At 49.5% G+C, this 23,215-nt stretch carries 22 protein-coding genes; 3 read left to right on the top strand and 19 right to left on the bottom strand.

All coding sequences use genetic code 11. From position 1 onward, the window contains the following. Window positions 1-20: 20 nt before the first annotated feature. The 14 genes from cysK to AC3Y23_RS09050 all read right to left on the bottom strand — a co-directional run bounded on the left by cysK (window position 21) and on the right by AC3Y23_RS09050 (window position 16,182). On the bottom strand, window positions 21-959 hold the full coding sequence (cysK, locus tag AC3Y23_RS09115) for a cysteine synthase A (RefSeq protein ID WP_379197892.1): 939 nt from the start codon (window positions 957-959) through the stop codon (window positions 21-23). Between the two features lie 173 nt (window positions 960-1,132). After that, window positions 1,133-5,629, bottom strand: a complete 4,497-nt coding sequence (locus tag AC3Y23_RS09110) for a coiled-coil domain-containing protein (protein WP_379197890.1) — start codon at window positions 5,627-5,629, stop codon at window positions 1,133-1,135. Next, window positions 5,616-6,374, bottom strand: coding sequence for a DUF6063 family protein (locus tag AC3Y23_RS09105; RefSeq protein WP_379197888.1), 759 nt, complete (start codon window positions 6,372-6,374; stop codon window positions 5,616-5,618). The genes AC3Y23_RS09110 and AC3Y23_RS09105 overlap by 14 nt, the downstream gene beginning before the upstream one ends. Before the next feature lie 18 nt (window positions 6,375-6,392). Further along, the gene (locus AC3Y23_RS09100; protein WP_379197886.1) at window positions 6,393-7,895 is read right to left on the bottom strand and encodes a hypothetical protein; all 1,503 of its coding nucleotides are present in this window, start codon (window positions 7,893-7,895) and stop codon (window positions 6,393-6,395) included. After that, window positions 7,892-8,347: a hypothetical protein gene (locus tag AC3Y23_RS09095; RefSeq protein WP_379197885.1), complete on the bottom strand. Its 456-nt coding sequence runs from the start codon at window positions 8,345-8,347 to the stop codon at window positions 7,892-7,894. Before AC3Y23_RS09095 ends, AC3Y23_RS09100 begins: the two co-directional genes overlap by 4 nt. 576 nt (window positions 8,348-8,923) lie before the next feature. After that, window positions 8,924-9,517: a GNAT family N-acetyltransferase gene (locus AC3Y23_RS09090; RefSeq protein ID WP_379197883.1), complete on the bottom strand. Its 594-nt coding sequence runs from the start codon at window positions 9,515-9,517 to the stop codon at window positions 8,924-8,926. A 99-nt stretch (window positions 9,518-9,616) separates the two neighbouring features. Beyond that, window positions 9,617-9,838, bottom strand: coding sequence for a hypothetical protein (locus AC3Y23_RS09085; protein WP_379197881.1), 222 nt, complete (start codon window positions 9,836-9,838; stop codon window positions 9,617-9,619). A gap of 228 nt (window positions 9,839-10,066) precedes the next feature. Beyond that, complete coding sequence (locus tag AC3Y23_RS09080) at window positions 10,067-10,750, bottom strand: HAD family hydrolase (RefSeq protein ID WP_379197879.1); 684 nt, start codon at window positions 10,748-10,750, stop codon at window positions 10,067-10,069. Between the two features lie 48 nt (window positions 10,751-10,798). Then, window positions 10,799-11,311 carry a peptide-methionine (S)-S-oxide reductase MsrA gene (gene msrA, locus AC3Y23_RS09075; protein WP_379198566.1) on the bottom strand — a complete coding sequence of 171 codons (513 nt, stop codon included), beginning with the start codon at window positions 11,309-11,311 and terminating at the stop codon, window positions 10,799-10,801. 278 nt (window positions 11,312-11,589) lie between these two features. Next, complete coding sequence (locus AC3Y23_RS09070; protein WP_379197877.1) at window positions 11,590-11,919, bottom strand: hypothetical protein; 330 nt, start codon at window positions 11,917-11,919, stop codon at window positions 11,590-11,592. Between the two features lie 163 nt (window positions 11,920-12,082). Further along, window positions 12,083-13,093, bottom strand: a complete 1,011-nt coding sequence (locus AC3Y23_RS09065) for a Gfo/Idh/MocA family protein (RefSeq protein ID WP_379197875.1) — start codon at window positions 13,091-13,093, stop codon at window positions 12,083-12,085. 29 nt (window positions 13,094-13,122) lie between these two features. After that, entirely contained in the window at window positions 13,123-14,211 is a 1,089-nt protein-coding gene (locus tag AC3Y23_RS09060; protein ID WP_379197873.1) for a Gfo/Idh/MocA family protein, read from the bottom strand. Continuing rightward, window positions 14,208-14,987, bottom strand: a complete 780-nt coding sequence (locus AC3Y23_RS09055) for a sugar phosphate isomerase/epimerase family protein (RefSeq protein ID WP_379197871.1) — start codon at window positions 14,985-14,987, stop codon at window positions 14,208-14,210. Before AC3Y23_RS09055 ends, AC3Y23_RS09060 begins: the two co-directional genes overlap by 4 nt. A 28-nt stretch (window positions 14,988-15,015) precedes the next feature. Beyond that, a complete protein-coding gene (locus AC3Y23_RS09050; protein ID WP_379197869.1) occupies window positions 15,016-16,182 on the bottom strand; it encodes a Gfo/Idh/MocA family protein in 1,167 nt (388 codons plus the stop codon). Between the two features lie 161 nt (window positions 16,183-16,343). On the opposite strand from AC3Y23_RS09050, the gene AC3Y23_RS09045 reads away from it, so the two are divergent. Beyond that, complete coding sequence (locus tag AC3Y23_RS09045; RefSeq protein WP_379197867.1) at window positions 16,344-17,174, top strand: AraC family transcriptional regulator; 831 nt, start codon at window positions 16,344-16,346, stop codon at window positions 17,172-17,174. 36 nt (window positions 17,175-17,210) lie between these two features. After that, window positions 17,211-18,065, top strand: a complete 855-nt coding sequence (locus AC3Y23_RS09040) for an SDR family oxidoreductase (RefSeq protein ID WP_379197865.1) — start codon at window positions 17,211-17,213, stop codon at window positions 18,063-18,065. Between the two features lie 32 nt (window positions 18,066-18,097). Here AC3Y23_RS09040 and AC3Y23_RS09035 read toward each other — a convergent pair whose 3' ends face one another. Together AC3Y23_RS09035 and AC3Y23_RS09030 are read right to left on the bottom strand one after the other, a co-directional pair. Beyond that, a complete protein-coding gene (locus AC3Y23_RS09035; protein WP_379197863.1) occupies window positions 18,098-18,991 on the bottom strand; it encodes a hypothetical protein in 894 nt (297 codons plus the stop codon). Beyond that, window positions 18,963-19,151 (bottom strand): hypothetical protein, encoded by a 189-nt coding sequence (locus AC3Y23_RS09030; RefSeq protein WP_379197861.1) that lies wholly within the window; start codon window positions 19,149-19,151, stop codon window positions 18,963-18,965. The genes AC3Y23_RS09035 and AC3Y23_RS09030 overlap by 29 nt, the downstream gene beginning before the upstream one ends. Before the next feature lie 71 nt (window positions 19,152-19,222). On the opposite strand from AC3Y23_RS09030, the gene fabZ reads away from it, so the two are divergent. After that, on the top strand, window positions 19,223-19,651 hold the full coding sequence (gene fabZ / locus AC3Y23_RS09025; RefSeq protein WP_379197859.1) for a 3-hydroxyacyl-ACP dehydratase FabZ: 429 nt from the start codon (window positions 19,223-19,225) through the stop codon (window positions 19,649-19,651). Window positions 19,652-20,095: 444 nt separating this feature from the next. Here the strand turns inward: fabZ and AC3Y23_RS09020 are convergent, their stop codons facing one another. Genes AC3Y23_RS09020 through AC3Y23_RS09010 form a run of 3 tightly spaced genes read right to left on the bottom strand, consistent with a single transcriptional unit; the run spans window position 20,096 to window position 23,116 of the window. Next, window positions 20,096-21,049, bottom strand: coding sequence for an ABC transporter substrate-binding protein (locus AC3Y23_RS09020; protein ID WP_379197857.1), 954 nt, complete (start codon window positions 21,047-21,049; stop codon window positions 20,096-20,098). 32 nt (window positions 21,050-21,081) lie between these two features. Then, entirely contained in the window at window positions 21,082-22,110 is a 1,029-nt protein-coding gene (locus tag AC3Y23_RS09015) for a FecCD family ABC transporter permease (protein ID WP_379197855.1), read from the bottom strand. Between the two features lies 1 nt (window position 22,111). Then, window positions 22,112-23,116, bottom strand: a complete 1,005-nt coding sequence (locus tag AC3Y23_RS09010) for a FecCD family ABC transporter permease (protein ID WP_379197853.1) — start codon at window positions 23,114-23,116, stop codon at window positions 22,112-22,114. Window positions 23,117-23,215 lie beyond the last annotated feature (99 nt).

Raw genomic sequence — 23,215 nt, 5'->3', positions numbered from 1 at the left:
GAATGATATCTCGAATAAAATTACTCTCCGTAGTTGAATAGTGGCGTAGATAGATAACGTTCCCCGGTATCCGGTAAAATCGTCACGATCGTCTTACCCTTAAACTCCGGACGTTTGGAAAGCTCTGCCGCCGCGTATACCGCCGCGCCGGAGGAGATGCCGACCAGCAACCCTTCTGTTTTGGCCAGCGCCTTTGCCGTGGCAAAGGCGTCCTCGCTTTTTACCTGGAGAATCTCATCCACAAACTCTGGACGATAGTTGTCCGGGATGAAGTTGGCTCCGATCCCTTGGATCGGATGCGCACCGGGAACGCCGCCGGAAAGAACCGGAGAATCATACGGCTCAAGAGCAACGATATGAACGTCTGGATTTCGCTCCTTCAATAGCTGACCCACACCGGAGACCGTTCCGCCGGTACCGACCCCGGCAATAAAAACATCCACCTGCCCATCGGTATCCCGCCAGATTTCTTCGGCCGTTGTCGACCGATGAATCTGCCGATTCGCCGGATTGCTAAACTGCTGTGGAATGAACGCGCCGGGCGTACTCGCGGCTAGCTGCTCTGCTCTTTTGACAGCGCCGCTCATGCCCTCCGCACCTGAAGTCAGCACGATCTCGGCGCCAAGGGCCAGCATCAGCTTGCGGCGTTCAACACTGAACGTCTCAGGAAGCACAATAATCAGCCTGTACCCCAGACTGGAGGCGGCAAAAGCCAGCCCGATCCCCGTATTTCCGCTCGTAGGCTCGATGATCACAGAATCCTTGTTGATATAGCCTTTTTCCTCGGCATCCTTGATCAAGGCATATCCGGTTCGATCCTTCACGCTGCCCGCAGGATTAAAATATTCAAGCTTGGCCAATATTCTGGCCTCCAGATTCTGAATGGCGCTGTATCTGGAAATCTCAAGCAGCGGGGTATTCCCGATTAGCTCTGTTAAGCTTTGATAAATGTTTCCCATCTTCTCACTCCTATTATCATTTTTCCCATATGTTTACTATGTATTAATAGTAGCAGATATTTAATTTTTTTCAACCGTGAACAATAGAGCTGCAAATTCACAAACTAAACGAAGGTCCCTGCCTTCAGTGAAGGTAAAGGACCCTCGTTTCATAATTCTGCTTGTACAAAAGATCAGAACAGCGCTGAAGGGACCAGCTTCCGTCCTCCTTTAACCAGCGTTGATTCTAGCATATCCCCTTTGATACCGCCAAAGTAGAGCTGCCAGTATACACCGAATCTAATACTTACATCATTCTTGACCAGCTCCGGCGGGGTAACAATCAGCCACTGGAACCGAAGAGCCTTGGAGATTTCAAACACCGGGTCCAGCACGTTGTTCGAGACCATCTCGCCAAATGGATTATCATATAAAAAGACGGTCCAGCCCTTGTTCTCACGGTTCACCCGTTTGTGTGTCATAATCATCATCGCTACCAGTAGCTGAACGGACTGTCGCTGACCACCGCTGCCGACCGCTTCATCCAAGGCCCCCCTGTTGATGACTTCCCAATCGGAATAATGGTATTCCTCAGGAGCAGCATACAGGAAGTAATTCTCTGTAACCGGCTTATACACCTGGAGAACAGGGAAGCGATTCTGGAAGGCGGCATAGACGATCCGGCCGTCGTTAATGATTTCTTTGATTGCGGCAGCCGGTACCTGCTCCATTCTAGGATATTTCTTCAACAGATCCTGGATACAATGATTGAAATAGTCCGTGACCAGCGGTTCTACATCGTCGGTGGCACGCGGCACATTGATATTCTTATAGCTCAGCTTAACCAGTGGAAAAGCATGCTGGTTCTCATTATGAATGATCATCCGCCGCTCCATCCGCTTCATGATATCCACAATCTGAATGACACGCTTGGCCGCCCGACCGACCCACAGCTTGCGGGACAGCTCCATCCCTTCCTTGTCGCTCTGGATACTCTCGATCTGATCACGGGAGCTGCGCAGCATAGAATCCAGAACCTGGCGAGCAATATGAAAATCGTCCCAGTGCACGGTGTTCAGCCGATCCTGAATTTTAGTCTCCAGTTCAGCATTCCACCCGCTCTTGGAGAGTCTGCTGCTCAGTGCGTTCTTCTCCTCTTTGACTCTCTTCGATATCTCTGCCCGTTTGTCTCTGCGCTGCTTGATCTGGAGCAGCCATTGTGATACGAACGTCTCACAGCTCTCCTGAACGCGCTGCTTCACCTCTTCGGGAATGTCGCGCAGGTTCACACGCTCTTCGATATGGGCGTTCATGATTTGGCGCTGATTCGATAAGGTCTGGATCAAACGGTCCGTGCGCTCCAGATTTCGTTTGCATTGACCAAACAGGCGCTCGTTGTCCTGGATGCGCTGGCTGATCTCTTGCTCTTTATAATCCAGCCCCTCCGTCCAGATTTCAATCGGCCGCTCATGCTTCATCTTGATGGCCTTCTCCGCTTTGCTCAGCTCTTTCAGCAGACTATCCGTCACCGTCTGGCAGCGGATATAGTCATCATGGATCTGCTGGTAATCCTCCTCCAGCATCGCCGTATCGGCTTTCTGGCGTACTCTAGCCGCCATGAGGGAATCAGCACTGTCGACCGGCTCAGGCGCGCTGCGCCAGCCGATATCGATCCCGCCGAGCGTAGCTTCCAGCTCGTTCAGATTCTCCCGGGCAGCGGTGATCTGCGCCCCTCGAGTACGGATATCCAGCTCGCTGCGAGAGAGCGATTGCTGAAGAGCTTCCACGGTGCTGAGCAGTTCCAACAGCGTATTCTGTTCCGCAGGGTCTACAGTCTCAGCAGTTGGGGCTGTGTTCTCTGTCAATTGAGGCGCGGGCTGATCAACCGGGAATACAAGCTCCGGGAACCAGTGCTGAAGCCTTGGGAATAGCGAATATCGCGTATCGCCCATCCATTTTTCACGCTGTCCGGCCATGTTCTCTCTTTGTCCGGCAAGCTGGAGAAGCTGCTGATCTCGGGCTGCAAGCTCTCTGACTAGCACCCCCTTCCGATCTACCACTTTCTGCTTCTCCTGACGCGCCTCCTCCTGCGCCCGGGTCCGCTCGATCCAGCTCTGCAGGGCGAGCTGGCGCTGCTGCTGTTCGAGGATAGCTGTAGAGCCTTCCGCAATCTCTCGACTTAGCCGGAGTATTAGATCTTCGTGATCCTGTAGCTCAGCATTCAGCTGCCCAATTTTCTGACGCAGCTCTTGATCCAATAGCGTCAAGGCATCCAGCTTGGTGCGCAGGACCAACGTATTATCGAGTTGGAAGAGTCGTTCATACTCCTGACGAGCAGATCTCAGCTTGGATAGATACGCTTCACCATCCTGCAGCTCCTGCTCTCGTTCTTTGAGCTTAGCGGTGATTCCATTCTTCCAGTTCATAAACCGTTCCGGCTGTAATACCATTTGCGGCCCTTCGCTCGCCAGAAGCATTAAGGCTGGAGAATCCATAGCTGCCATATCCTCACGGATAAATAGTGGTACAGGAGACTTCAGCAGTACTTCCTTCAGCATATCCGGCTGGATCTTCTCCGCTTCGCGCTTGGTGAGGATCAGAGCATAAGGCAGGAGCGGATACCGCTCTAGCTCCTCTTCCCGGGCCAGATAAGGAAGATCATTTAAGTAGCAGCTGCCCGCTACTGACTGGATTTTTAAATTATCCAGCATATCTTTAACGGTCAGAATATCCCCATTGGGCACCCAATACGATTGATTCTGAAGCTCCACATCCAGTAGTTGGTGATAGTAATCCCGGCGCAGGCGCTTGTTCTGCTGCCCTGTCTCCTCGATGCGGTGCAGGAACCTTGCGGTTATGGCTTCTTTCACTTCATATAGCGCTGTAGTTCCAAGCTGGCTATGCTCTTCATACAGTTCCAACAGCACGACAAGCTGTGACCACAGCTGTGATTCCCGCTGATTCTGCGTATCCAGTAGTACACTTAGCTCACCGGTGTCCCGTTCATTGGCAGCAAATTGCTCGGAAAGCCGCGTATGTGTTGTGTGCAGCGTCAAACGTTGTTCTTCGGCTGCTCTGACCTGCTCTTTCAACAATGCGTTCGTCTCTTCCAGTTCCTGTACGGTGGCAAGCGATCGCTGAAGCGCAGGGCCGGGCGCATGAGCAGCTTCCGATCCATACTTGGCGGCAAAGGTACCCATATCCTCGCTATACTTACGGATGGTTGACGTCAGGTCATTGATCATAACATCAAGAGTAGCCAATTCCCGCAGGGATTCATCCCGCTCCTTCCGCAGCGTTTCTTCTTCCCCGGTAAGTGAATGTAGAGAAGCTGCAAAACCACTAAGCGTCTGCTGCCATAAACGGGCAACAACATCCCACTGCTGTCGCAGATTCTCCTTCGTCTCCTGAATTACTTCTTGGCGTTCTTTCATTTCCATGGAGCCTTCAATGGCCTGAATTTCCTTCTGCCACTGCTCTATTTGCGATATCTGGAGCTTACGCTTGGCAAGGGAGTAGGCGATCTCCAGCTTCTTCTCCATTTCTTTGGAGTCAGTAAGCCGGGTGCGTGCACGATTCTGGTGATCGCTCAGCGTGTTGAACTCCGCTTGCTTGGTCTCTAGCTCGTCCTTGCTGCGAAGATACTTGAGATTATCCCCTTCGAAACGAAGCTGGTCCGCCTCTTGATGATGCCCTGCCAGTTCGTCTGCGATCCGGCGGCGCTCCGCCTCCGTACTGTTCAGTTCCTCGTGAATCACGGTGAACATCTGCCGACCCAGCAGCTCCGTCTCCTGTACAGCTTCATCTGCAGCAGTTCCCTGTTCAACCAAGTCATACAGTGGACCGGCCATGCCTAGAAACTCAGTATACGCCTGTTCCCGCTGCTCCAGCATAGGTAGGCGCTGCGCTACCGTTGCCGCATCAATGAACATCCGCTGCAGAGAGTTATCGTCTTCCTTCAACCCTTCGTTCAGGCTGGCACCGATCTCGGGGATGATCAGCTTCTCGAACACGTTGTGGTTCGTGAAGGCATCATGCTTTTTGAAATAACCCTTGATTCCGCCTTCTTCCCCGTTAATTCTACGCATATTGCGCCATTCGGCGATATGTATATCCCTAACCGCCAGGAAATCATAATATCTCTTCATATCCGAGCTGTGACTTCCAAATGGCAGGATCTCATTGCGACGTTCACGAACCAATTGCTGAATGGTCTCAAAGTCTGCCGGTTCGCGAGTGGTCTCATCATAGAGCGGTAAGGTGGAGAGATTCAGCTCAGCACCCTCACCGTATTCCAGCAACGCATATAGCAGATAATCGACCTTGATATCCTGCTGGTCCAGCGAGTTATGCGCCGTCATAGCGATACCAGTCGTGATATATTCGTTGCGTTCGCTGTTATCGAGCCGCCATTCTATCGCCACGTGGAAGGTGTAGGGCTTGAGCTGTTTTTTATGATTATGAAAAAAAGCCTCGACCTGGTTCTCGCTATCTTTTCCCCATGGTGTCTTCGGGATCAGGAGTTGGAAAATGGATTGCAGCAGCACCCCTTTCCCGCCCCCGTTCATCAGCGTGATCAGCGTATTGGCGGGTCCCTCCTCGTTGCACAGATCCAGCACCATATCGTCATACTTCTTGAGCATTTTCTCATATTTAAGTCCGGTTATCCGAATGCGTTCAATCCGTGGCATGGACTTCACCTTCCTTTTCCGCCAAAGTCCGGCCGATCAAGCCTCTTAATTCCTGATAACGATCGACATCATGGTACAGGTAGCGCATTCTCTCATAAAGCTCTTCACGCGGGAAAATCCGTTTCTCCTGTTCGGAGATAAAGACCAGCTTCTCCTCTTCTAGCAGCTTCATCCCTTCATGAATAAGGCCGATCCGCGAATTGGCACCTCTCGACAAGAGATCGCTCTCCTCCTGGCTCTTGGTCTGCATATACAGACTGGACCATACCTTGTGCATGGCCTGGATATCAAGCTGCCACTGGCGGCTGAACCGGCCGTCCTCATCCATCTGAATCCAGGCTTGAAATAACGAGGATACCTGATCGGCAATCTGAATATATGACATGCTGTCCTGTCCCGGCTTGAAGTTCGTCTCGTCCTGATCCATTTCTGCCAGGAAGACTAGGATGATGATATTAATCGTATGTAAATGGGTTTTGCGCTCGATGCGCGAGTATTTATTCTTAAGTTGCGTAAAGTTTGTAGCAAATACCGAACCCAGCGGATTCACCAGCAGGTGAAGTCGATGCCCGGAGTTCATCACCCGGCAGCCCGCTTCTCTCGCTACATATTGGAGTGCGTCATATGAGGCGGTATCCTGCAAGCATTCCGCGGCGGCGGGATCATCGAGGGGCAGTACCTTTTTACGGAGCAGCTCAAAAAACAGCCGTGACGCCTGCTGCACTTGTTCCAGTGAATAACTCATGATGTGCTTCTCACCTTTCTATTCTACAATCGTAATCTCATATGGACTGATATCGAGACCAGGCCAGAACACACGCTGCGACCCTTCCACAGCGATCGACGTCCGCAGCTTTTTACCACGCAGCACCTCTAGATGAGGATTGCCCGTTAACAAACGCGCGATCAACTGCTGACATTCGTCATTCCCACTGCCGCTGTTATCCTCCTGCTCTTGCACTGTAATGTCGGTGTGAAAGAATTGAATCCATAGATCGACCGCATCGGGAGTAGTAGCCCATCTGCGTTGCTCTTCTGCTGTAAATGCCTCCGCCGAGAATGTAAACGTCCCCTGCTCTGCCAAGGTATGAAATACTGGCATCCACAGTTCGGTCACTTCTGCCCAAGGAATGCCTTTGGCAACATACGGTGGAGACAAGTCCTGCTCTTCCTCTTCCAGTTCATCCATCAATAGTTCAGGCATAAAACCAACGTCCTGTTCCTCCCAAGCCCATGGCAGAGGATAAGCAAAATCCTGATTCGGCGCAAACAGACCGGCGATCATCAGCTCCAGACTGTCCCCGGCAGGTAATCCCTCTTCCTTGACCCATTCCTCCCATACATGTGTACGGAAATTGAAGCCCGTCGCGCCCCAGAACAGTTCCGGGAAATTCAGCCGCAGATTCGTCTCCACCTCGAAAATATTGAGAACCATCTCGGCCAGCTCATCATGCACCCGCCTGGACAGCTCCACCCGCTCCGACAAAAGACGAATCTCATTAAAATCGATGACATCCTTCTCATCATTGGCGAGCCGGGCCAAAGAGCGGTGGATGTTGTCAAAGTGCCTGCGCTCCTCATCGAACTGCTGATGAATCTCTTCCAGCCGCTGGTGGCGCGATACCCCGTATTCGCTGAAAATATGCTTCGGATTACGGCGCAGGGCGTTCCGGTATTCCTGTTGCTGCTGCGTCATTTTGCGTACACGAGAGATCAGCTCATTGACATCCTGCAGCGCCCGGGTCACCCGGCCATGCTTGATATGCATCTGAATTTCCAGCAGCTTGATGCTGATCTGGAATTCATCGATAATCTCGTGGCTCATGAAGATCAGCTCCATCGCGTACTCCGAGAGCCGGTAGATCGTCTTCCCGTTCTCCTCCCAGCTACTCCGCGTTGCATCCTCATCCACCGTAAAATATTTATATTTCTGCAGTGTCATCTGCCGCGTCGCATCGTCGTAATACCAGGATTCAAAATCCCCGCCGTTCCCGCTCCACAGCAAACCGTCTACCAGACGTTCCACAGATTCCGTTGTACCTAACAGGGCTATATTAAACCGTTCCAGCGCAGTCCAAGCCAGCGAAATAATATCCTCTTTGGACCGTCTCTCATTAGATTCTAGTTCCAGATAATAGACTTGCAGCAGAACGCTTAGCGCCAGCATCTCTTTATAAGGATGAATCTCCCCAAGGTTCATACCAGCACCCAGATTCCACAAGGGATTCAGCCGTTTATTCCGCTCACCAAAATCAGACCAGTTCATCGTTCAGCCAACCTCGCCATCACTTCGTAGTTTAAGATTTCCTGAGGCACTCTCAGATTTTTTGCTAGCAATCGTTCCTCTCTTGTAACAAGTTCTCTGTCTGTTAGTATACGAAGAAAAGAATACACCCGCTCTATCCTTGCCCAGTTCTCTTCTGTCTGAGTTTCAGGATGTTTGTCGTAGAAATGAAGATCGAGTAACTCTTGCATTCTCAGCATAGCAGACGTACTCCAGCTACCTGATGCAGGAGCGTTTTCGTTTAACCAATAAGCAGTATGTATAAAAGGTGATTTATAGGTTTTCTGACTTGATTTGATGGGTGTTAAAAATCCTTCGGACACCAGCTCTTCAATAGCCGTCGCTAGTACACTGAACCCATTGTTACGTTCGTAATCGAATCGGTACGTATAAACAATCCTAATGATTTCTTCTTCAAACCATTTTAAAGTCACTCTATGTTTTGGGTGCGATTCCTACCAAATCTCTCCTCTAGCAAATCCATCAGTTCCATCAGCCTCCAAAAAAATAACATAAACCCATATCCGCCCCTCGAAGGGGAGCAATATGGGTTGGAGATTGCAGCATACCTCTTAGCATACGGGAATGTATGTTTCTATTATAGCATAATTGAGTATTACTGCTCTATAGAACACATTAAAATAACAAACAAAGCCAGGAAAAAGAGAGTTTACATTACTGATTCCCGAAGTGAAATTAACGGCATTTTTGTACCCTAATTCGTCTGCAGTTACGAGTTAGTAGGAATTAAAGGCAATATTGTACCTTAATTCTTCCAAAACAGGTCTTTCTGCATATTTTCCCTAAAATAAGGTACGATAATGCTCTTATTTCCCTTATTTATCTTTATTCAAGAAAAATAAGGTACAAAAATGCTCTTAGTTGAGGTGATGGACCAATTTCACTGTAAGAAGACTGGGAAAGGGGATGAGGAATTTGCATCCTTACGCCCTAACCTCACCAGAATACCACCTAGTCTTCTGTTTGAATTTTAATTTCACATAATAGAATTAGTATTTATGATTCAACAAGTAATGGAGGTTGTCTTTGACGGTAGGCCATTCTGAATCGAGAATGCTATAGATGACATTGTCCAGCACGGTACCGTTGGAGCGAAGACGGTGATTACGCAGTACGCCCTCTCTAACCCCGCCGATCCGTTCAACAGCACGCTGGGACCTTTGATTATTGCCGATCACTGAGAATTGCACGCGGACCAGTGCCAGTTCTTCGAAGCAGTGCTGAAGAAGCAGGAACTTGGACTCGGTGTTGACCCTTGTACGCCAGTAGTCAGGAGCGATCCAGGTGCAACCAATCTCCGCATTCCGGTGATTCATGTCCAAGTGATGAACACGGGTCGTGCCGATGATTTGATCAGTAGCCCTATCGAAGATAGTATAAGGAGCCTCTGTGCCATTTTCTTTGTTCGTGAGTGCGGTTAATAGTAATTGGTCAATCTGCTCAGGCGTAGTGACTTGCCTCCAGGTATACTCCCAGATTGAAGGACTTGCCAATACAGCAGCCAGCCCGGCAGTGTGACTTTTTTCCATTGGAACAAGTCGTATAGCTTCGCCTGACAGTTCATCAAGGTGTGTAGGCCACATGTGAATCCAACGCTCCCTTTGGTAGGATGATAGAACTTGAGAAAATGGTCTTCCAAGACCAAGTATGCTTTACCAAAGGGGGGGAAATCAACTAGTTTTTTATTCTACAATTTCCCTGCCAGAACGCTGGAATTTCACCTTGGGAAATGATGCATTCTGACCGCTGATCAGGGCTTCGTCCGCCCCTTCCAATTCCTTGTTGAAGAAGTCCAAAACGTAACGATTCACGATATCTGCCCCGTGTTTTTCGCTAACGTTACCCGTAATACCGTGGTATCGAAGTAGCGGAGAGAATAGCTGGGCATCGGTGAAATATATCATCTCGAATAAACGCATAACCACATTCTCTCTGATCGTTCTTAACTATAGCGCAGCATTTACTGCCCACTAAGCTTATGGTAATAGTTCAAATTTAAAAATGAAGTTGTAGTACAAAAAAACTCTCATGATCCTTAGTTCACAACTCTGTATGAAAAATGCTGAAATCGTGCATTCAAGTAAAAAAAGAAGCCCATTTCGGGCTTCTCGCTTCTCTACACAATATGCTGGTTAGACTCCGCTTACGATTCCAACTTCACGAATGCAGGCGATAATCTCCCCAACCTCTTCCACCCGGCTGGCGATGTGATCCGCACCGGCACTGCTAAGCTCTTCTTCTGAACCATATCCGAACAGGACGCCAATAGATTCCACACCGCAGCCTATGGCCCCGATAATATCATGCTTCCGGTCGCCGATCATCACTGCCTGCTCTGGAGCGATATCATTCTGATCCAGAACGTATTGGATCACTTCTTGCTTCTTGGAACGCGTTCCGTCCAGATTACTTCCTACGACATGCTTGAAGTAAGAGGCAAGTCCGTAATGCTCGATAATCTGCTCAGCAAACACAGTCGGTTTGGAGGTAGCAACATACAGACGATATCCCTGCTCCTTCAATCCCTCCAGCAATTCAGGGATACCTGGAATAACGGCGTTCTCGAATTTGCCAATGGTGCTGTAGCGCTCACGGTAGAGTTCAACGGCACGGCGAGCCTTGTCCTCCGAGAAACCGTTCAATTCGATAAAAGAATCGTATAATGGCGGTCCAATGTAAGGAAGCAACGTATCCAGGTCCTCTACTTGATGATCTAGTTGGTTCAAGGCATAGGCTACACTTTTCGTGATTCCCTCTTTCGGATCGGTTAACGTACCATCCAGATCAAACAAAATACTTTGCAATGTTCTGCTCACACCTTCAAACTCCCTCCGAAATAGACAACGAATATTACTTCTCTTTGATTACCAGTGCTTCTCGATAAAGGTGTCACGGCCGGATTGCTCCCGGTCCTCCTTGTAATGCTTGGGGTTCTTCTTATGATAATCCTGGTGATACTCCTCCGCACGGTAGAAGACCGGTGCTGGCAGAATCTCTGTCACAATGGGTCCTTCGAATCGCCCGCTGGCTGCTACATTTACCTTGGAAGCTTCAGCCGCCAAGCGTTGTTCCTCATTATAATAGAAAACCGCTGTCCGGTACTGGGAACCACGGTCCTGAAATTGACCGCCATCATCAGTAGGATCGATCTGTGGCCAGAACAGCTCAAGCAGCCTTTCATATGGAAATAATGCGGGGTCGAACGTAATTTGTACAACCTCGTAATGGCCTGTCTCTCCTGTCTTGACCTCTTCGTAAGTAGGATTAACTGTCTGTCCGCCAGCGTATCCCGAGACGATACCGTGAATGCCCGGCAACTCTTCAAAAGGGGTGACCATGCACCAAAAACATCCTCCAGCAAACATAGCTTGTTCCATCATTATAAGTCCTCTCTCTATCCAGTCATGTATCTACTTATATTAAAGACACAATTAACTGCCGAGGTCAATATGGATCAAGCTACATGCTGGACGCCTTACATAGACTAGGCCTCTGTCGGTTGACTAGAAAGATTCTCGATGTCGGTGGAGCCAAAGAAAAATAGTCCAAACAATATGAAAAAAATAACCCACATCCCAAAATCCGGACCAACAGTTTCGCCCATTATTCACCTGCTCCTTTGCTTGTAATTAGCTCGCCATCGTCTTGATCTCTTCTAGCCTTTTTGGCTCTTCTGTGTAAAAGCCTGAAGTACCTCGTCGATCGTCATATCACCATTGTCGTTAAGAAACTTTACCATATTGTCCACATTGGTGTTCTTAATCAGCGTTTTATATTTACCAGTCAGCCCGACAAGCAGCGTAGCTTGCTTGAATATAGTTACCGAATCGACATTCAGCTTCCCGGTTAAGAGTAAGGCTGCAACAATGATCTCCAAGTTCTTACCACCATTAAGGAGTGCCTGAATGGAACGTTCTGCACTTGCTCCATTCTTTGATCTGTTAGATGAAACCGTTGTTTTTTTGTTCCTTCCAGGGGAAGCCATAGTAATCCTCCCGCCTCTTTAATGAATGTGAAATGCTGATTCTCCATTTGTTATTCTATTCCGGTAAAGAGGTTTCGGTTACTGGGCTTATACAATGAACAGGCCGCGAATTATCGCGGCCTGCTGAATACGTGCTAACATGGATATGAAATCATAAATTCTTCTAGGATCTCGCATTAGATGAGCTATAAATATCCTTCGCCAACTTCATCGCCTTAAAGCCTTCTTCACCATCGATCCAGAATTTCCGATTCTCACGGATGTGGTTATAGAAATCCTCGATCAACCGGAAATGTCCAGTGCCCCAATAGGATTTAGCTCCTGCGGATTTGGCTGATGGTTCACAGAGGAGTGTCTCCTGTTCATCCTTCCAGAGATACAGGCAATCCCTGCGTTGCAGCAGCGTTCCGTGCTCGAAGACCACTTCCAGCTCTACTGGTGAATTAACCAGATAAGCATTCGTTCCGTAGAAAAGCCCTCTGGCTTCATTACTGAAATCAATGCACGCATGTGCGGTGTCTTCAACCTCAATTACGCCGTCCAGGACATCTGTTGTCACACTTCCCCGTACCGAGCGAATTTCGCCTCCGAACCATTGCAGAAGATCTAGAGTATGAATGGTCTGATTCATGAGGACCCCTCCGCCCTCTGTGGCCCAGCGACCTCTCCAGCTGCTGGATTGGTAATAGGCTTCATCCCGGTGCCAAGTAACGACGCCTTTCAGGCAGACCAGCCGCCCCAGTTCACCGGATTCGATAATTTGCTTGATACGCACGGATGGGTCATTGTAGCGATTCTGGAACACTACGCCCAGCTGCCCTGTACTGCTGGCTGCTGCCTCAAGCAGGCGGTGAGCCGCATCCAGACTATCAGCCAGAGGCTTTTCAGTCAGTACATGCTTACCGGCTCGGAGCAGCTCTATCGCCATCTCCGCATGCAAGTAGTGCGGGGTACACAGATGAACTACATCAATATCGTCGTTGTCGATGATGGTTCGATAATCATCGATTGCCAAACAGTTGTATTCACGTCCGGCCTGTTCGGCCTTGGATAGATCATTATCTACAACGGCAAGAAGCTCTACGTTCTGCAGCCCGGCTAAACCTTGAGCATGCAGAGGAAAGATGGCACCACAGCCAATAATCGCTGCGCCAAGCTTTTTCGTATTTTGCATGGTTCGCTCTTCCTTCCGCGCTGCCTGCGCTAACGTAATTGGTCCGGCGTCAGATTGACTGCCTGGTCCTGAGCAACGAGACACAGTTCTGCTGCCTTGAAGGCATGTTCCTGAGTCATGGCGAGCTCAGTCCGGTTCAGAACATCCAGGATCAGCTCGCCGAAGAAAGGAAAGCCGACCTTGCCTGCGACATGCTCGTAATGCTCGCCCTTCGCATCCGCCCAGAAGACGTGATCCCCGCTGTTAGCGCGGCTCAGATCGGTGTATTTGCGCAATTCAATATATCCTTCTGTCCCGAGGATCATCGTTCGTCCATCACCCCAAGTGCCAAGGCCCTCCGGGGTGAACCAGTCTACACGGAAATACTGGGTAGCACCGTTATCGCCAACAAGCGTTGCATCGCCGAAGTCTTCCAGCTCGGGGTAGTCGGCATGATTGTAATTGCCCACTTTACTGTGCAACACTTTGGCAGACTGGCAGCCGGCATAATACAGGAACTGCTCAATTTGGTGGCTACCAATGTCGCAGAGAATCCCCCCATACTGCTGCCGCTTGAAGAACCAATCTGGACGGCTTGGCGCATTGAGACGATGCGGCCCCATACCTATAACTTGAAGCACCCGACCAATGCGTCCTTCGCGGATCAGCTGCCCGGCATAAACTGCGCTTTCCACATGCAGCCGTTCACTGAAGTAGACCATGTATTTCTGCCGGGTCCGTTCCTCCTGAACCCGGGCAGCTGCCAGTTGATCTAGTGTCGTGAACGGTGTCTTATCTGTAAAGTAGTCCTTGCCGTGCGCCATGACCTTCATGCCGAGCGCAGCGCGCTCCGAAGGGATCGCAGCGGCCGCAACGAGATGAACCGCAGCATCATCCAGAATTTCTTCCGCTGATCGGGCAGCCCTTACCCCTGGGTAGGTCTCCATGAAGACCTTCACTTTAGCAGGATCAGGATCATACACCCATTTCAGCTGTGCCCCAGCTTCGATTAGACCGTTGCACATCCCGTAGATATGACCGTGATCCAGCGCTATTGCTGCAATCACGAATTCTCCGGACTGCACCACCGGCTTGGCCGCGTGGCGAGGGGCATAATTCATCCCGTCCTTGCGGTTCATTTGGACCCTCCCTGAAGGTAGCTTCGCAAGTAATCCAGGCTAATCGTCACACTCTCAAAAGGATCACGCCGACACGCATCCTGCTCGACTACATACCATTCCACACCCGTCTCACGACAGGCTTCAATAATCCCCTTATAATTCATGTTTCCTTCACCCAATTCGGCAAAAGTCTGCCTTCTCTCTACGATGGCCATATCCTTAAGATGAACAACGCCCATCCGTCCTTTTACTTTGTGTGTCCATTCGATTGGATCGCCACCGCCCGCCTGCACCCAATACAGGTCCAATTCAAGCCCGAAATGCTCCGCATCAGACTCGTTCAGCAGGATATCCATTCCTGTGACACCATCCACCCGTTCAAATTCAAAATCATGATTATGATAAATAAATTGCAGGCCGTATTCTTCCTTCAGACGACGGGCAATCTCCGAGGCCTTCCGTGCAAATGTCCGATAACCTTCCTGACTGGTACGATAATGATCCGGGAGCCCGCCAAGACCTATATATTTACAATCCCACAACTGATGTTCGCGAGCCAGCGCGTCAAGATCATTCTCCAAGCGGTCCCAAGAAACATGGGTGGCACAGATTTTCAAGCCAGCCTCGTCAGCGTATTCCTTCACTTTTACCGGGTCAATCGGTCCGATACCTGATACTTGGACAGCAGTATAGCCGATGGCCGCCACTTTCTGAAAAGTTGTTCTGAGCTCATCCGGTGTTTGGGTGAAATCTCTTAAGGTATACATTTGCAATGCGATATTGGAATGTTGCATAGGGAATCATCTCCTGAATGATAGTAGATTAGTGGGTGCCTTTGACATCAAGAGTCTTATTGCCGGCTGCTGCTTTTTGAAAAGTAGAGCTTTCAATCTTCTCAGTCAGCTTCTCATGGAACAGCTCAGCATCGATCGGCAACTCCACCCAATTGTCGGTCCAAGAAGATAAATACATCGCATTGGAAAGCGTCAGGCCGCGGATGCCTTCTTCTCCCGGAGCCAGCAATGGCTCATCGTGCAGGATCGCACGGGTGAAATTCCGCAGAATGCCATTGTGCTGTTCACCGCCGCCCGGCTCCACCGGAATCTCACATTTCCAGCTTTCCGGCGCGCCGAAGCCCTCTTCGTACTCCGCATTGAATTTCGGCTCTGGGGTGCGTAACCGCCAAAAGGTCAGGCTGCCGTTCTCGACCACTATTTTCCCATTGTCACCTGTAATTTCGAAACGGTTCGTTCCCGGTGCTTCTCCGGTTGTCGTGATGAACAGACCCGTAGCCCCGTTCTCATACTCCACATAAGCGGTTACATCATCTTCAACCTCAATGTCCCGGTACTTGCCGAAATGACAGAACGCACGCACACGCTTCGGCATCATGCCGGTCGTCCATTGCCACAGATCAAGCTGGTGCGGGTCCTGATTCAGCAGTACACCGCCGCCTTCCCCACCCCAAGTTGCCCGCCAGCCACCGGAGTTATAGTAACTCTGCGTCCTATACCAGTCTGTGATGATCCAGTTGGTGCGTCGGATCTCACCAAGCTCACCAGACTGAATCAGGTCTCTCAGCTTTTGGTATAGCGGGTTCGTACGCTGGTTATACATAATGCCGAATTTCAACTCGGGATGAGATGCAGCCGTCTCGTTCATTTCTTGCACAGCCTTGGTGTAAACGCCTGCCGGCTTCTCAATCAAGGTATGGTATCCTGCGTTAAGCGCCTCAATTGCCAGCGTCGGGTGGTCGTAATGCGGTGTCGCAATGAGTACAGCATCCACAGTCTTCGCTGCAAACAGTTCCGCAGGACTGCTATACCGCTTCACAGTTTCCGGTAAATGTTCTCCGGCCCACTCCAGACGTTCCGGGCTAATATCGCAGACTGCAGCCAGCTCCGCGCCCTTGATCTCACTCAATAGATTAATCGCATGAGCCCGGCCCATATTCCCTACTCCAATAATTCCATAACGTACGGTTGGCATAGTGGATCACTTCCCTGTTCATAAGTATGACTTGAGAATATAACGACTGACGGAAAGTGAACATGCCAGGAATTAAGATTGTTTTGTAAATAAATAAGATACATTAGATAAATCCACAATAATCGCTATAATGGATTTAGAACGCTTCACAAGGAGCCCTGATGATGAATACCCCTCCCAATCTTACAAGTGGTATGCTGGAAAATTTGACAGTCAACGTATCCTATGCCCAAGTCAGCACCAAATATCCCGGTTGGAACCGGACCAATGAGACACCCTCCTTTGGCCGGTTCTATTACATAGACAAGGGCGAGGGCAAGGTGGTACTTAACGGAATGACCTACTACCCGAAGCCTGGGCAGTTAATGATTATGCCGGCAGGTACAACTCAGACCACGGATACTTCTCGTGACAATCCATACACCCGTTATTACTGTCATTTCGATGCCCGCATCGGGGAATGGCCGCTGTTCCATGCCGCAGGCAAGCTGTACATCAGCGATGCACCGGACCGGGACGCTGTGCGAAAGATTTTTTCCGAGATGATCGACAATTTTCACCGGAACGATTTCTTCTCCAAAATGCGTACCCAGGCTTCGCTGATGAATCTCCTGGCCCTATGTCTGGAATCTGGCGGGTACCAGGACTTCATGAAGGAATTCATTCAGACCGGGGATCAGGGCAAGCTGGCCAATGTTCTTAATTTTATTGATGAACGCCTGAATTGGCCGCTGGAGGTTGAAGATCTTGCCGAGCTTGTGCATTTGCATCCGAATTACTTTATTCCTTATTTCAAAAAATTCGTCGGGGTCCCTCCCATGCAGTATGTTCAGCTCAAACGGATAGAGTATGCCAAGCGGCTTCTCTCCTATTCGGACTCCAGTATCTCCAGCGTTGCCGAGCAGGTTGGGATGGAGCTGGCGCATTTCTCCAAAAGCTTCAAGAAGAATACGGGAGTCTCTCCCTCCGCTTACCGGATCAGTACCAAATAAGCACAATAACTTATCACATGACAAGGAGCGATTCTTATGGGCAAGCTGGCAATACATCCTACACTGGCAGAAAAAGTAGTGGTGATTACAGGCGGGGCGGGTGTCTTGTGCCGTACGATGGCACTTGAACTGGCGCGGCAAGGCGCGAAGGTGGCCATTCTTAACCGTACTTTAGAGAAAGGCGAGGCTCTGCAGGTCGAGATTGAAGCGGCAGGCGGGCAGGCTTACGCAATTGCTTGTGATGTAACGGACAAGAATAGCGTAGCCAGTGCCGCTAATGAGGTGCAGCAGCGCTGGGGTCCTTGCGATCTGCTGATCAACGGTGCCGGTGGCAATGATGCCTCGGCCAATACTACGAAAGAGAGCTATGAGCCCGGGGATCTGGATAATCCTGACGTGCATTCATTCTTCGATCTCAGTGTTCCGGGTTTTCGGCAAGTGCTTGATCTCAATCTGATCGGAACTCTGATTCCTACCCAGATTTTTGCCACTCAGATGCTTGGACGACAAGGTGCTGCTGTCATCAATATCTCATCGATGAGCGCTGAATCCTCGTTGACCAAGGTACCAGCTTATAGCGCCGCCAAGGCGGGCATCAACAATTTCACGAGTTGGCTGGCTGTCCATCTCGCAGACGCGGGCATCCGCGTGAACGCGATCGCCCCCGGCTTTTTTCTGACCAAACAGAATGAGAAGCTGCTGATCCGCGAAGACGGAGAGCTAACAGAGCGCTCGCAGAAAATTATTGCCCATACCCCAATGCGTCGCTTCGGTCAGCCGGAGGACCTGCTCGGCACACTGCTTTGGCTCGCCGATGAAGAGACCTCTGGCTTTATTACGGGAATTACGGTTCCTGTAGACGGCGGATTTATGGCTTATTCGGGTGTATAAAACTGGAAAACAGGAGGAGTTGGCGCGAACAATTAACGACTCAATCGTTGTAGCAGAATGGCTGCCAGCTCTTCTGCCGTGTCCCAGAGCAATAGACGTATCTCGCTTGGAAGAAGTGGACCATGCTCATGATGAACACTTTTCATCGTCCAGAGCACCGGAATGTCCTGTCCAAGAGCATACCCTGCTCCCAAATAGACCTCTGGTGAATGAGTTGTCACATCCGCGATGATCAGCTTGCTTGCGGCGATGGTGTCCAGGGCATAGGTTTCACGGCGGTCTTGCTCCGCTGCATTGAATACTTGCGGGCTGTACCCGCATTGTTCAATTCGGGGCAGCACATGAGTCGACCACTCTTCGAGCAGCACCGGATCGGCCGACAGCAGGACACAGCATGGCTTAAGCCTTCTTCCACCTGCTCTTGCGGCAGCTTCCGCCCAGCCTTTGTCCGTCAGCTTGAAGCTCATCCCTTCGCGCACCAACAGCTCTTCGCCAGCGAGTTTATCTATAATATAGACCAGTTCCTGTAGGTTCGGCGAGTAGGTTATATTATAGCTGTTGGCCAACGGTTGGATAACCACCGCTTCGCCTGCCGCCTCTGAATGTCTGTACAGATATTGCAGGAAGCGCGCTCCCTTCTCCTCGATGGTGGCCGGAATGTCCGGTGAGTTGGCGATCGACTCCAGCTCCCCGGCGGCCAGCACCACTTGATTTCCCCGATCAATCTGCTCCCGAATATATGCCGACAAAATGGGGAAAAGCTGCCGCTTGTCCTGATGGGACAATGCATTAACGGTTTCATAGCTGCCACGGAGCAAACGGTAAGAATCCCCCGGAGCACAATGGCAGTCAATAAATTTATCATAATCCCCACTGGTTTCCAATGGAACGATTTGATCACAGAATAAGCATTGCTTTTTCGCCATAACTGTTATCAGCTCCTGTTAGAATTTGAGCGCAGGCTTCTTCTAAATAGGATTTGCATAATGGAGCGGATTTATAAAACATTTTTTGTGAAAATGGCTCACTGTCAATATCAGGTGTTTGCAAAAATAACCTCATCAAAACAACCGGTTCACGCAGCATACACGGATTTTCGTGGTCAATTTTTCCAAATCGAGATAAAATAGTATTACACTATTCCTAGGAGGCCGTTCATGTTTGATATTGAAAGCATTAAAAAGATGATTCCTCATAGATATCCATTTCTGCTGGTCGATAGAATCTTGGAAATTGATGAAGGAAAGAGAGCTGTTGGACTTAAAAATGTGTCCGTCAATGAACCTTATTTTCTTGGTCATTTTCCCGACTATCCCGTTATGCCTGGCGTCTTAATTGTAGAAGCATTGGCACAGGTCGGTGGGATCGTAATGTCTAATGGAGTGAGCGATGAGCATAAAATAGGCTTATTGACGGGCATTGATAATTGTCGCTTCAAACGGCAAGTAAAGCCAGGTGACCACCTCCTGCTCGAATTCGATGTAACTCGCATCAAAGGAAAGATCGTCAAAGGTAAAGGTGTAGCTACGGTTAACAATGAACTCGTTTGTGAAGCAGAAATTATGTTTGCTTTTAGCTCAATTTAGTTTTAAATAGCAAAAACATCTACACTGAGGCGGGAAGCCGTTCACAGGCCATGGTTTTTACCCTCATATTCCGCCTCATGACACACTCTTGTCCTTGGCTGACGGTAGGTTTGTGCAAGCTCCCTTTCAGGACTTTCACCTTAGAGATGATGCCCGTGCTGGGCATCTAAGTAAAAGCTGCTCCGATAAGTTTCGGTAGCAGCTTTTTAGTTTCTAGAGGCCCATCTGAGACAGCGTTTAAAAAAGGCTTCTTCCTCTGACAGTGCAAAATCTGTCTCTCTGATCTTATCTATTGTATTTTCCACCATCACTCCCCCTCGTTCTAAAGGTAAGACGCAGTTCACCGGAAAAACGATTTATTTTTTCAATTATACCTTTTCCCCTCAACACAAAAGAGACTGCCCCTTCTACGAAACTGAAAGGACAATCTCTTCTTTTCAAAAATTACTTATGAAACAGCTGTTCAGCATCATCAAGTGCCATACTTTGGCCAATGGAGGAATAATCCAACCACTTTTGCCCGTCCAGCATATAGACATGATTGTTTTTAACAGCCTTTAAATTTTTCCAGACCGGATTTTTCTCCAGCTCTTCGAAATTGCTCTTGGCTTCGTTTCCTTTACTAATGATCACAAAGATCGCATCGGCATCAAAATCTGGGAGCACTTCCTTAGAAATTACCTGGTATGGATCGCTAGCTGGGATTTTCTCTACACCATCTGCCATCTTCAGCTTCAAATCCTCGAACATGATCGGTCCCAGCGGACGTTTTGTCCCCATCACACGAAGTTCTTTCGCCGTCATTCGGATAGCCATTACCTTCGCGTTCTCACCCAACTGTTCCTTAATCAATCCACTGACCCGCTCGGCCTTGGCGTCGTAATCCTGAATGAAATCTTGGGCTTCCTTCTCGCGTCCAACATGCTCAGCAATCCGTGAGAGATGATCACGCCAGGTTCCACTATCCATATCAATGGTCAGCGTTGGGGCGATTTTCTCGAACTTGGGCAAATCCTCGCCGGAATAGACTTTATCAATATAGATTACATCCGGTTTTAACCCTAGTACCGCTTCCATATCCGGATCTGTTACCACCCCGAGCTTGGTCACACCTTCCAGTCGATCAGCCACATGGGGCAGGAAATCTTTCAGATCACCACCGATTACTGAGCCAGCAGGAGTAATGCCCAGCGCTAGTAGATTGTTGGTGATGTGAATGGACATGGAGGCGATTTTGGCATCTGGACTATGTGTCGGTGAAGCCGATTCCGATTGCGCTGAATCCGAAGTGACTTCGGAATTTGCTGTTGCTGTGCTTGTCGCTTCGTTAGACTTTCCACAGGCAGCTAACACTGCGAGCAACATCATTGAGATTATAGCTAAAGTGAGTTTTTTCATGTTGATTCATTTCCTCCAGAACGTTCAATCTTTTATTTTGTTTTAAACAATAAATACAGAAAATAAGGGCCGCCGATTGCGGCAACCACCACACCTGCCGGAATGGCATTAGGGCGAAAAATCGATCGTCCGATCGTATCTGCTGTAACCAGAATGACCAGGCCGATAAGCGCTGCTACCGGAAGAAAATTGCGATGCTGTGGACCAACCAGACGTCTCGCAATATGGGGAGCGACCAGACCAATAAATCCGATCCCACCCGCAACCGACACACTGGCGCAAGAGAGTGCAACAGCCATGCCCAGCAAGGATAGCCGTTCTCGGGTAACATGACTGCCCACGCTGTAGGCGGTTTCGTCGCCAAGCACGAAGAGATCCAGCGCTTTGGAGCGACTATAGATTAACGGAACAAGTACAGCAATCCATGGCAGAAGCGCACCTACATGTATCCAATCCCTACCCCAGACACTTCCTGCTAACCAGCGCGCTGTGAAGGCATAGGTCTTATCATCCAGCTTCAAGGATAGTAAAAGTGTAACGGCACTAATCCCGGCGGCTACAGCAATCCCAACTAAGATGAGGCGAATCGGCATTAATCCTCTGTAGCGGTCATACGCGAACAGGAAAATAATTAGCGCGCTCACCGTCCCCCCAACAAAGGTAAACAGCGGAATCAAAAGGGCAACAGGCCCTTCCATTGTCCGAAAGAAAGAGACGAAGATGATCAGTCCCAACGCTGCCCCAGTATTAATTCCGAGAATGCCTGGATCGGCAAGTGTATTACGTGTCGTGCCCTGAAATACCGCACCCGCGATCCCGAGTCCGATTCCAGCCAGCATCGTTACGATAATCCGCGGCAAACGGTAGTCAAATAAAATCATTTGTTCATCACTAGTGCCATAGCCTAGCAGCGTCTTCCACACAGTTAGCGGGGTTAAGGAAGCAGTTCCTGTGTTAAGACTAATCATAGTAATGATTATAGCAAGCAGCAGCAGAATACTACTTACAAAAAGTGCGCGTTTGTTCCTTTTTGTCTCCACAGCTGTTATATTAGATTCCACGCTAGAGGTCTCTCCTCTCTCTACGGGCCAGGTAAAGGAAGAACGGGACCCCAACCATCGCTACCATTGCACCTATGGCGAACTCTTGCGGCGGATTCACCATTCGTGAGGCAAAGTCAGCCCAGACAAGCAATATCGCTCCGAGTAGGGCTGAGAATGGAATCAATAAACGATAATCCACTCCCATTGCACGACGGGCGATATGCGGCACAACCAAACCTACGAAGCTTATAGAACCAGCTACAGCTACGGATGAACCGGCCAGAATTACAGCAGCAATCAGCCCCAGGATACGAATTCTGTTCGTATGTATTCCCAGATTAGCGGCGGTTTCGTCTCCGAGCGACATAAAGGTAATTGGCCGCCCCATACTAATCGCCCATAGGATAGTTATCAAGACTATCGGTGTCAGGATGCGCAAATGCTCCCAATTCACTCCCGCCACACCGCCGGCATACCAAAAGGCCAAATCCTGGCTCAATTCGAAATAAATCGCGACACCTGTGCTCAGTGAATGAAGAATCGCAGCAACAACGGCCCCGGCGATGGTTAGTCTTAGGGAGGTCAGTCCGCCCCGGGTTGAGGAACCAAGCAGCACGATGAATAAAGTGGTCATAGCTGCACCCATGAATGAAAAGATAATGAGTCCCCAATAGGAGAGTCCTGGCATAAAAGCAAAACAGAGACATACCGCAAAGGCGGAGCCTGCGTTGACACCGAGGATGCCGCTATCTGCCAGCGGATTGCGCGTTACACCCTGCATTATTGCGCCCGCCACAGCAAAAGCCATCCCCGTTACAACCGCACCAAGAACCCGGGGAAGTCGCAGTTCATGCACAATTTGATGATTGGTTAGCGAAGGATCATATTGAAAGACGGCCAACCATACGGTGTCCAGTGTCATTCCCTTGGCGCCAAAGGAAATCGCCAGAAAGATCGTAAGCAATAATCCTGCTATTGCGGTGATAAACCATAGAAACTTAAAGATACTTCGATTTAATCTCATAGGACTGCGCTACGAAAGCCTCCCCCTCACCTAATGATCATGAGAATCATTATCACTTAATTATTATATCTGACTTCCCAGATAGGTACATGCCAATAT

The sequence above is a fragment of the Paenibacillus sp. MAHUQ-45 genome (genome assembly GCF_058133325.1).
The sequence above is the reverse complement of the archived record's forward strand: the minus strand, read 5'-3'. Positions and strand labels throughout refer to the sequence as shown.

Coding starts and splice junctions, on each gene's coding strand:
- cysK (WP_379197892.1), bottom strand. CDS start 959: ATGGGAAACATTTATCAAAGCTTAACAGAGCTAATCGGGAATACCCCG.
- AC3Y23_RS09110 (WP_379197890.1), bottom strand. CDS start 5,629: ATGCCACGGATTGAACGCATTCGGATAACCGGACTTAAATATGAGAAA.
- AC3Y23_RS09105 (WP_379197888.1), bottom strand. CDS start 6,374: ATGAGTTATTCACTGGAACAAGTGCAGCAGGCGTCACGGCTGTTTTTT.
- AC3Y23_RS09100 (WP_379197886.1), bottom strand. CDS start 7,895: ATGAACTGGTCTGATTTTGGTGAGCGGAATAAACGGCTGAATCCCTTG.
- AC3Y23_RS09090 (WP_379197883.1), bottom strand. CDS start 9,517: ATGTGGCCTACACACCTTGATGAACTGTCAGGCGAAGCTATACGACTT.
- AC3Y23_RS09085 (WP_379197881.1), bottom strand. CDS start 9,838: ATGATATATTTCACCGATGCCCAGCTATTCTCTCCGCTACTTCGATAC.
- msrA (WP_379198566.1), bottom strand. CDS start 11,311: ATGGAACAAGCTATGTTTGCTGGAGGATGTTTTTGGTGCATGGTCACC.
- AC3Y23_RS09070 (WP_379197877.1), bottom strand. CDS start 11,919: ATGGCTTCCCCTGGAAGGAACAAAAAAACAACGGTTTCATCTAACAGA.
- AC3Y23_RS09065 (WP_379197875.1), bottom strand. CDS start 13,093: ATGCAAAATACGAAAAAGCTTGGCGCAGCGATTATTGGCTGTGGTGCC.
- AC3Y23_RS09060 (WP_379197873.1), bottom strand. CDS start 14,211: ATGAACCGCAAGGACGGGATGAATTATGCCCCTCGCCACGCGGCCAAG.
- AC3Y23_RS09055 (WP_379197871.1), bottom strand. CDS start 14,987: ATGCAACATTCCAATATCGCATTGCAAATGTATACCTTAAGAGATTTC.
- AC3Y23_RS09050 (WP_379197869.1), bottom strand. CDS start 16,182: ATGCCAACCGTACGTTATGGAATTATTGGAGTAGGGAATATGGGCCGG.
- AC3Y23_RS09045 (WP_379197867.1), top strand. CDS start 16,344: ATGATGAATACCCCTCCCAATCTTACAAGTGGTATGCTGGAAAATTTG.
- AC3Y23_RS09040 (WP_379197865.1), top strand. CDS start 17,211: ATGGGCAAGCTGGCAATACATCCTACACTGGCAGAAAAAGTAGTGGTG.
- AC3Y23_RS09035 (WP_379197863.1), bottom strand. CDS start 18,991: ATGGCGAAAAAGCAATGCTTATTCTGTGATCAAATCGTTCCATTGGAA.
- AC3Y23_RS09030 (WP_379197861.1), bottom strand. CDS start 19,151: ATGCTGCGTGAACCGGTTGTTTTGATGAGGTTATTTTTGCAAACACCT.
- fabZ (WP_379197859.1), top strand. CDS start 19,223: ATGTTTGATATTGAAAGCATTAAAAAGATGATTCCTCATAGATATCCA.
- AC3Y23_RS09020 (WP_379197857.1), bottom strand. CDS start 21,049: ATGAAAAAACTCACTTTAGCTATAATCTCAATGATGTTGCTCGCAGTG.
- AC3Y23_RS09010 (WP_379197853.1), bottom strand. CDS start 23,116: ATGAGATTAAATCGAAGTATCTTTAAGTTTCTATGGTTTATCACCGCA.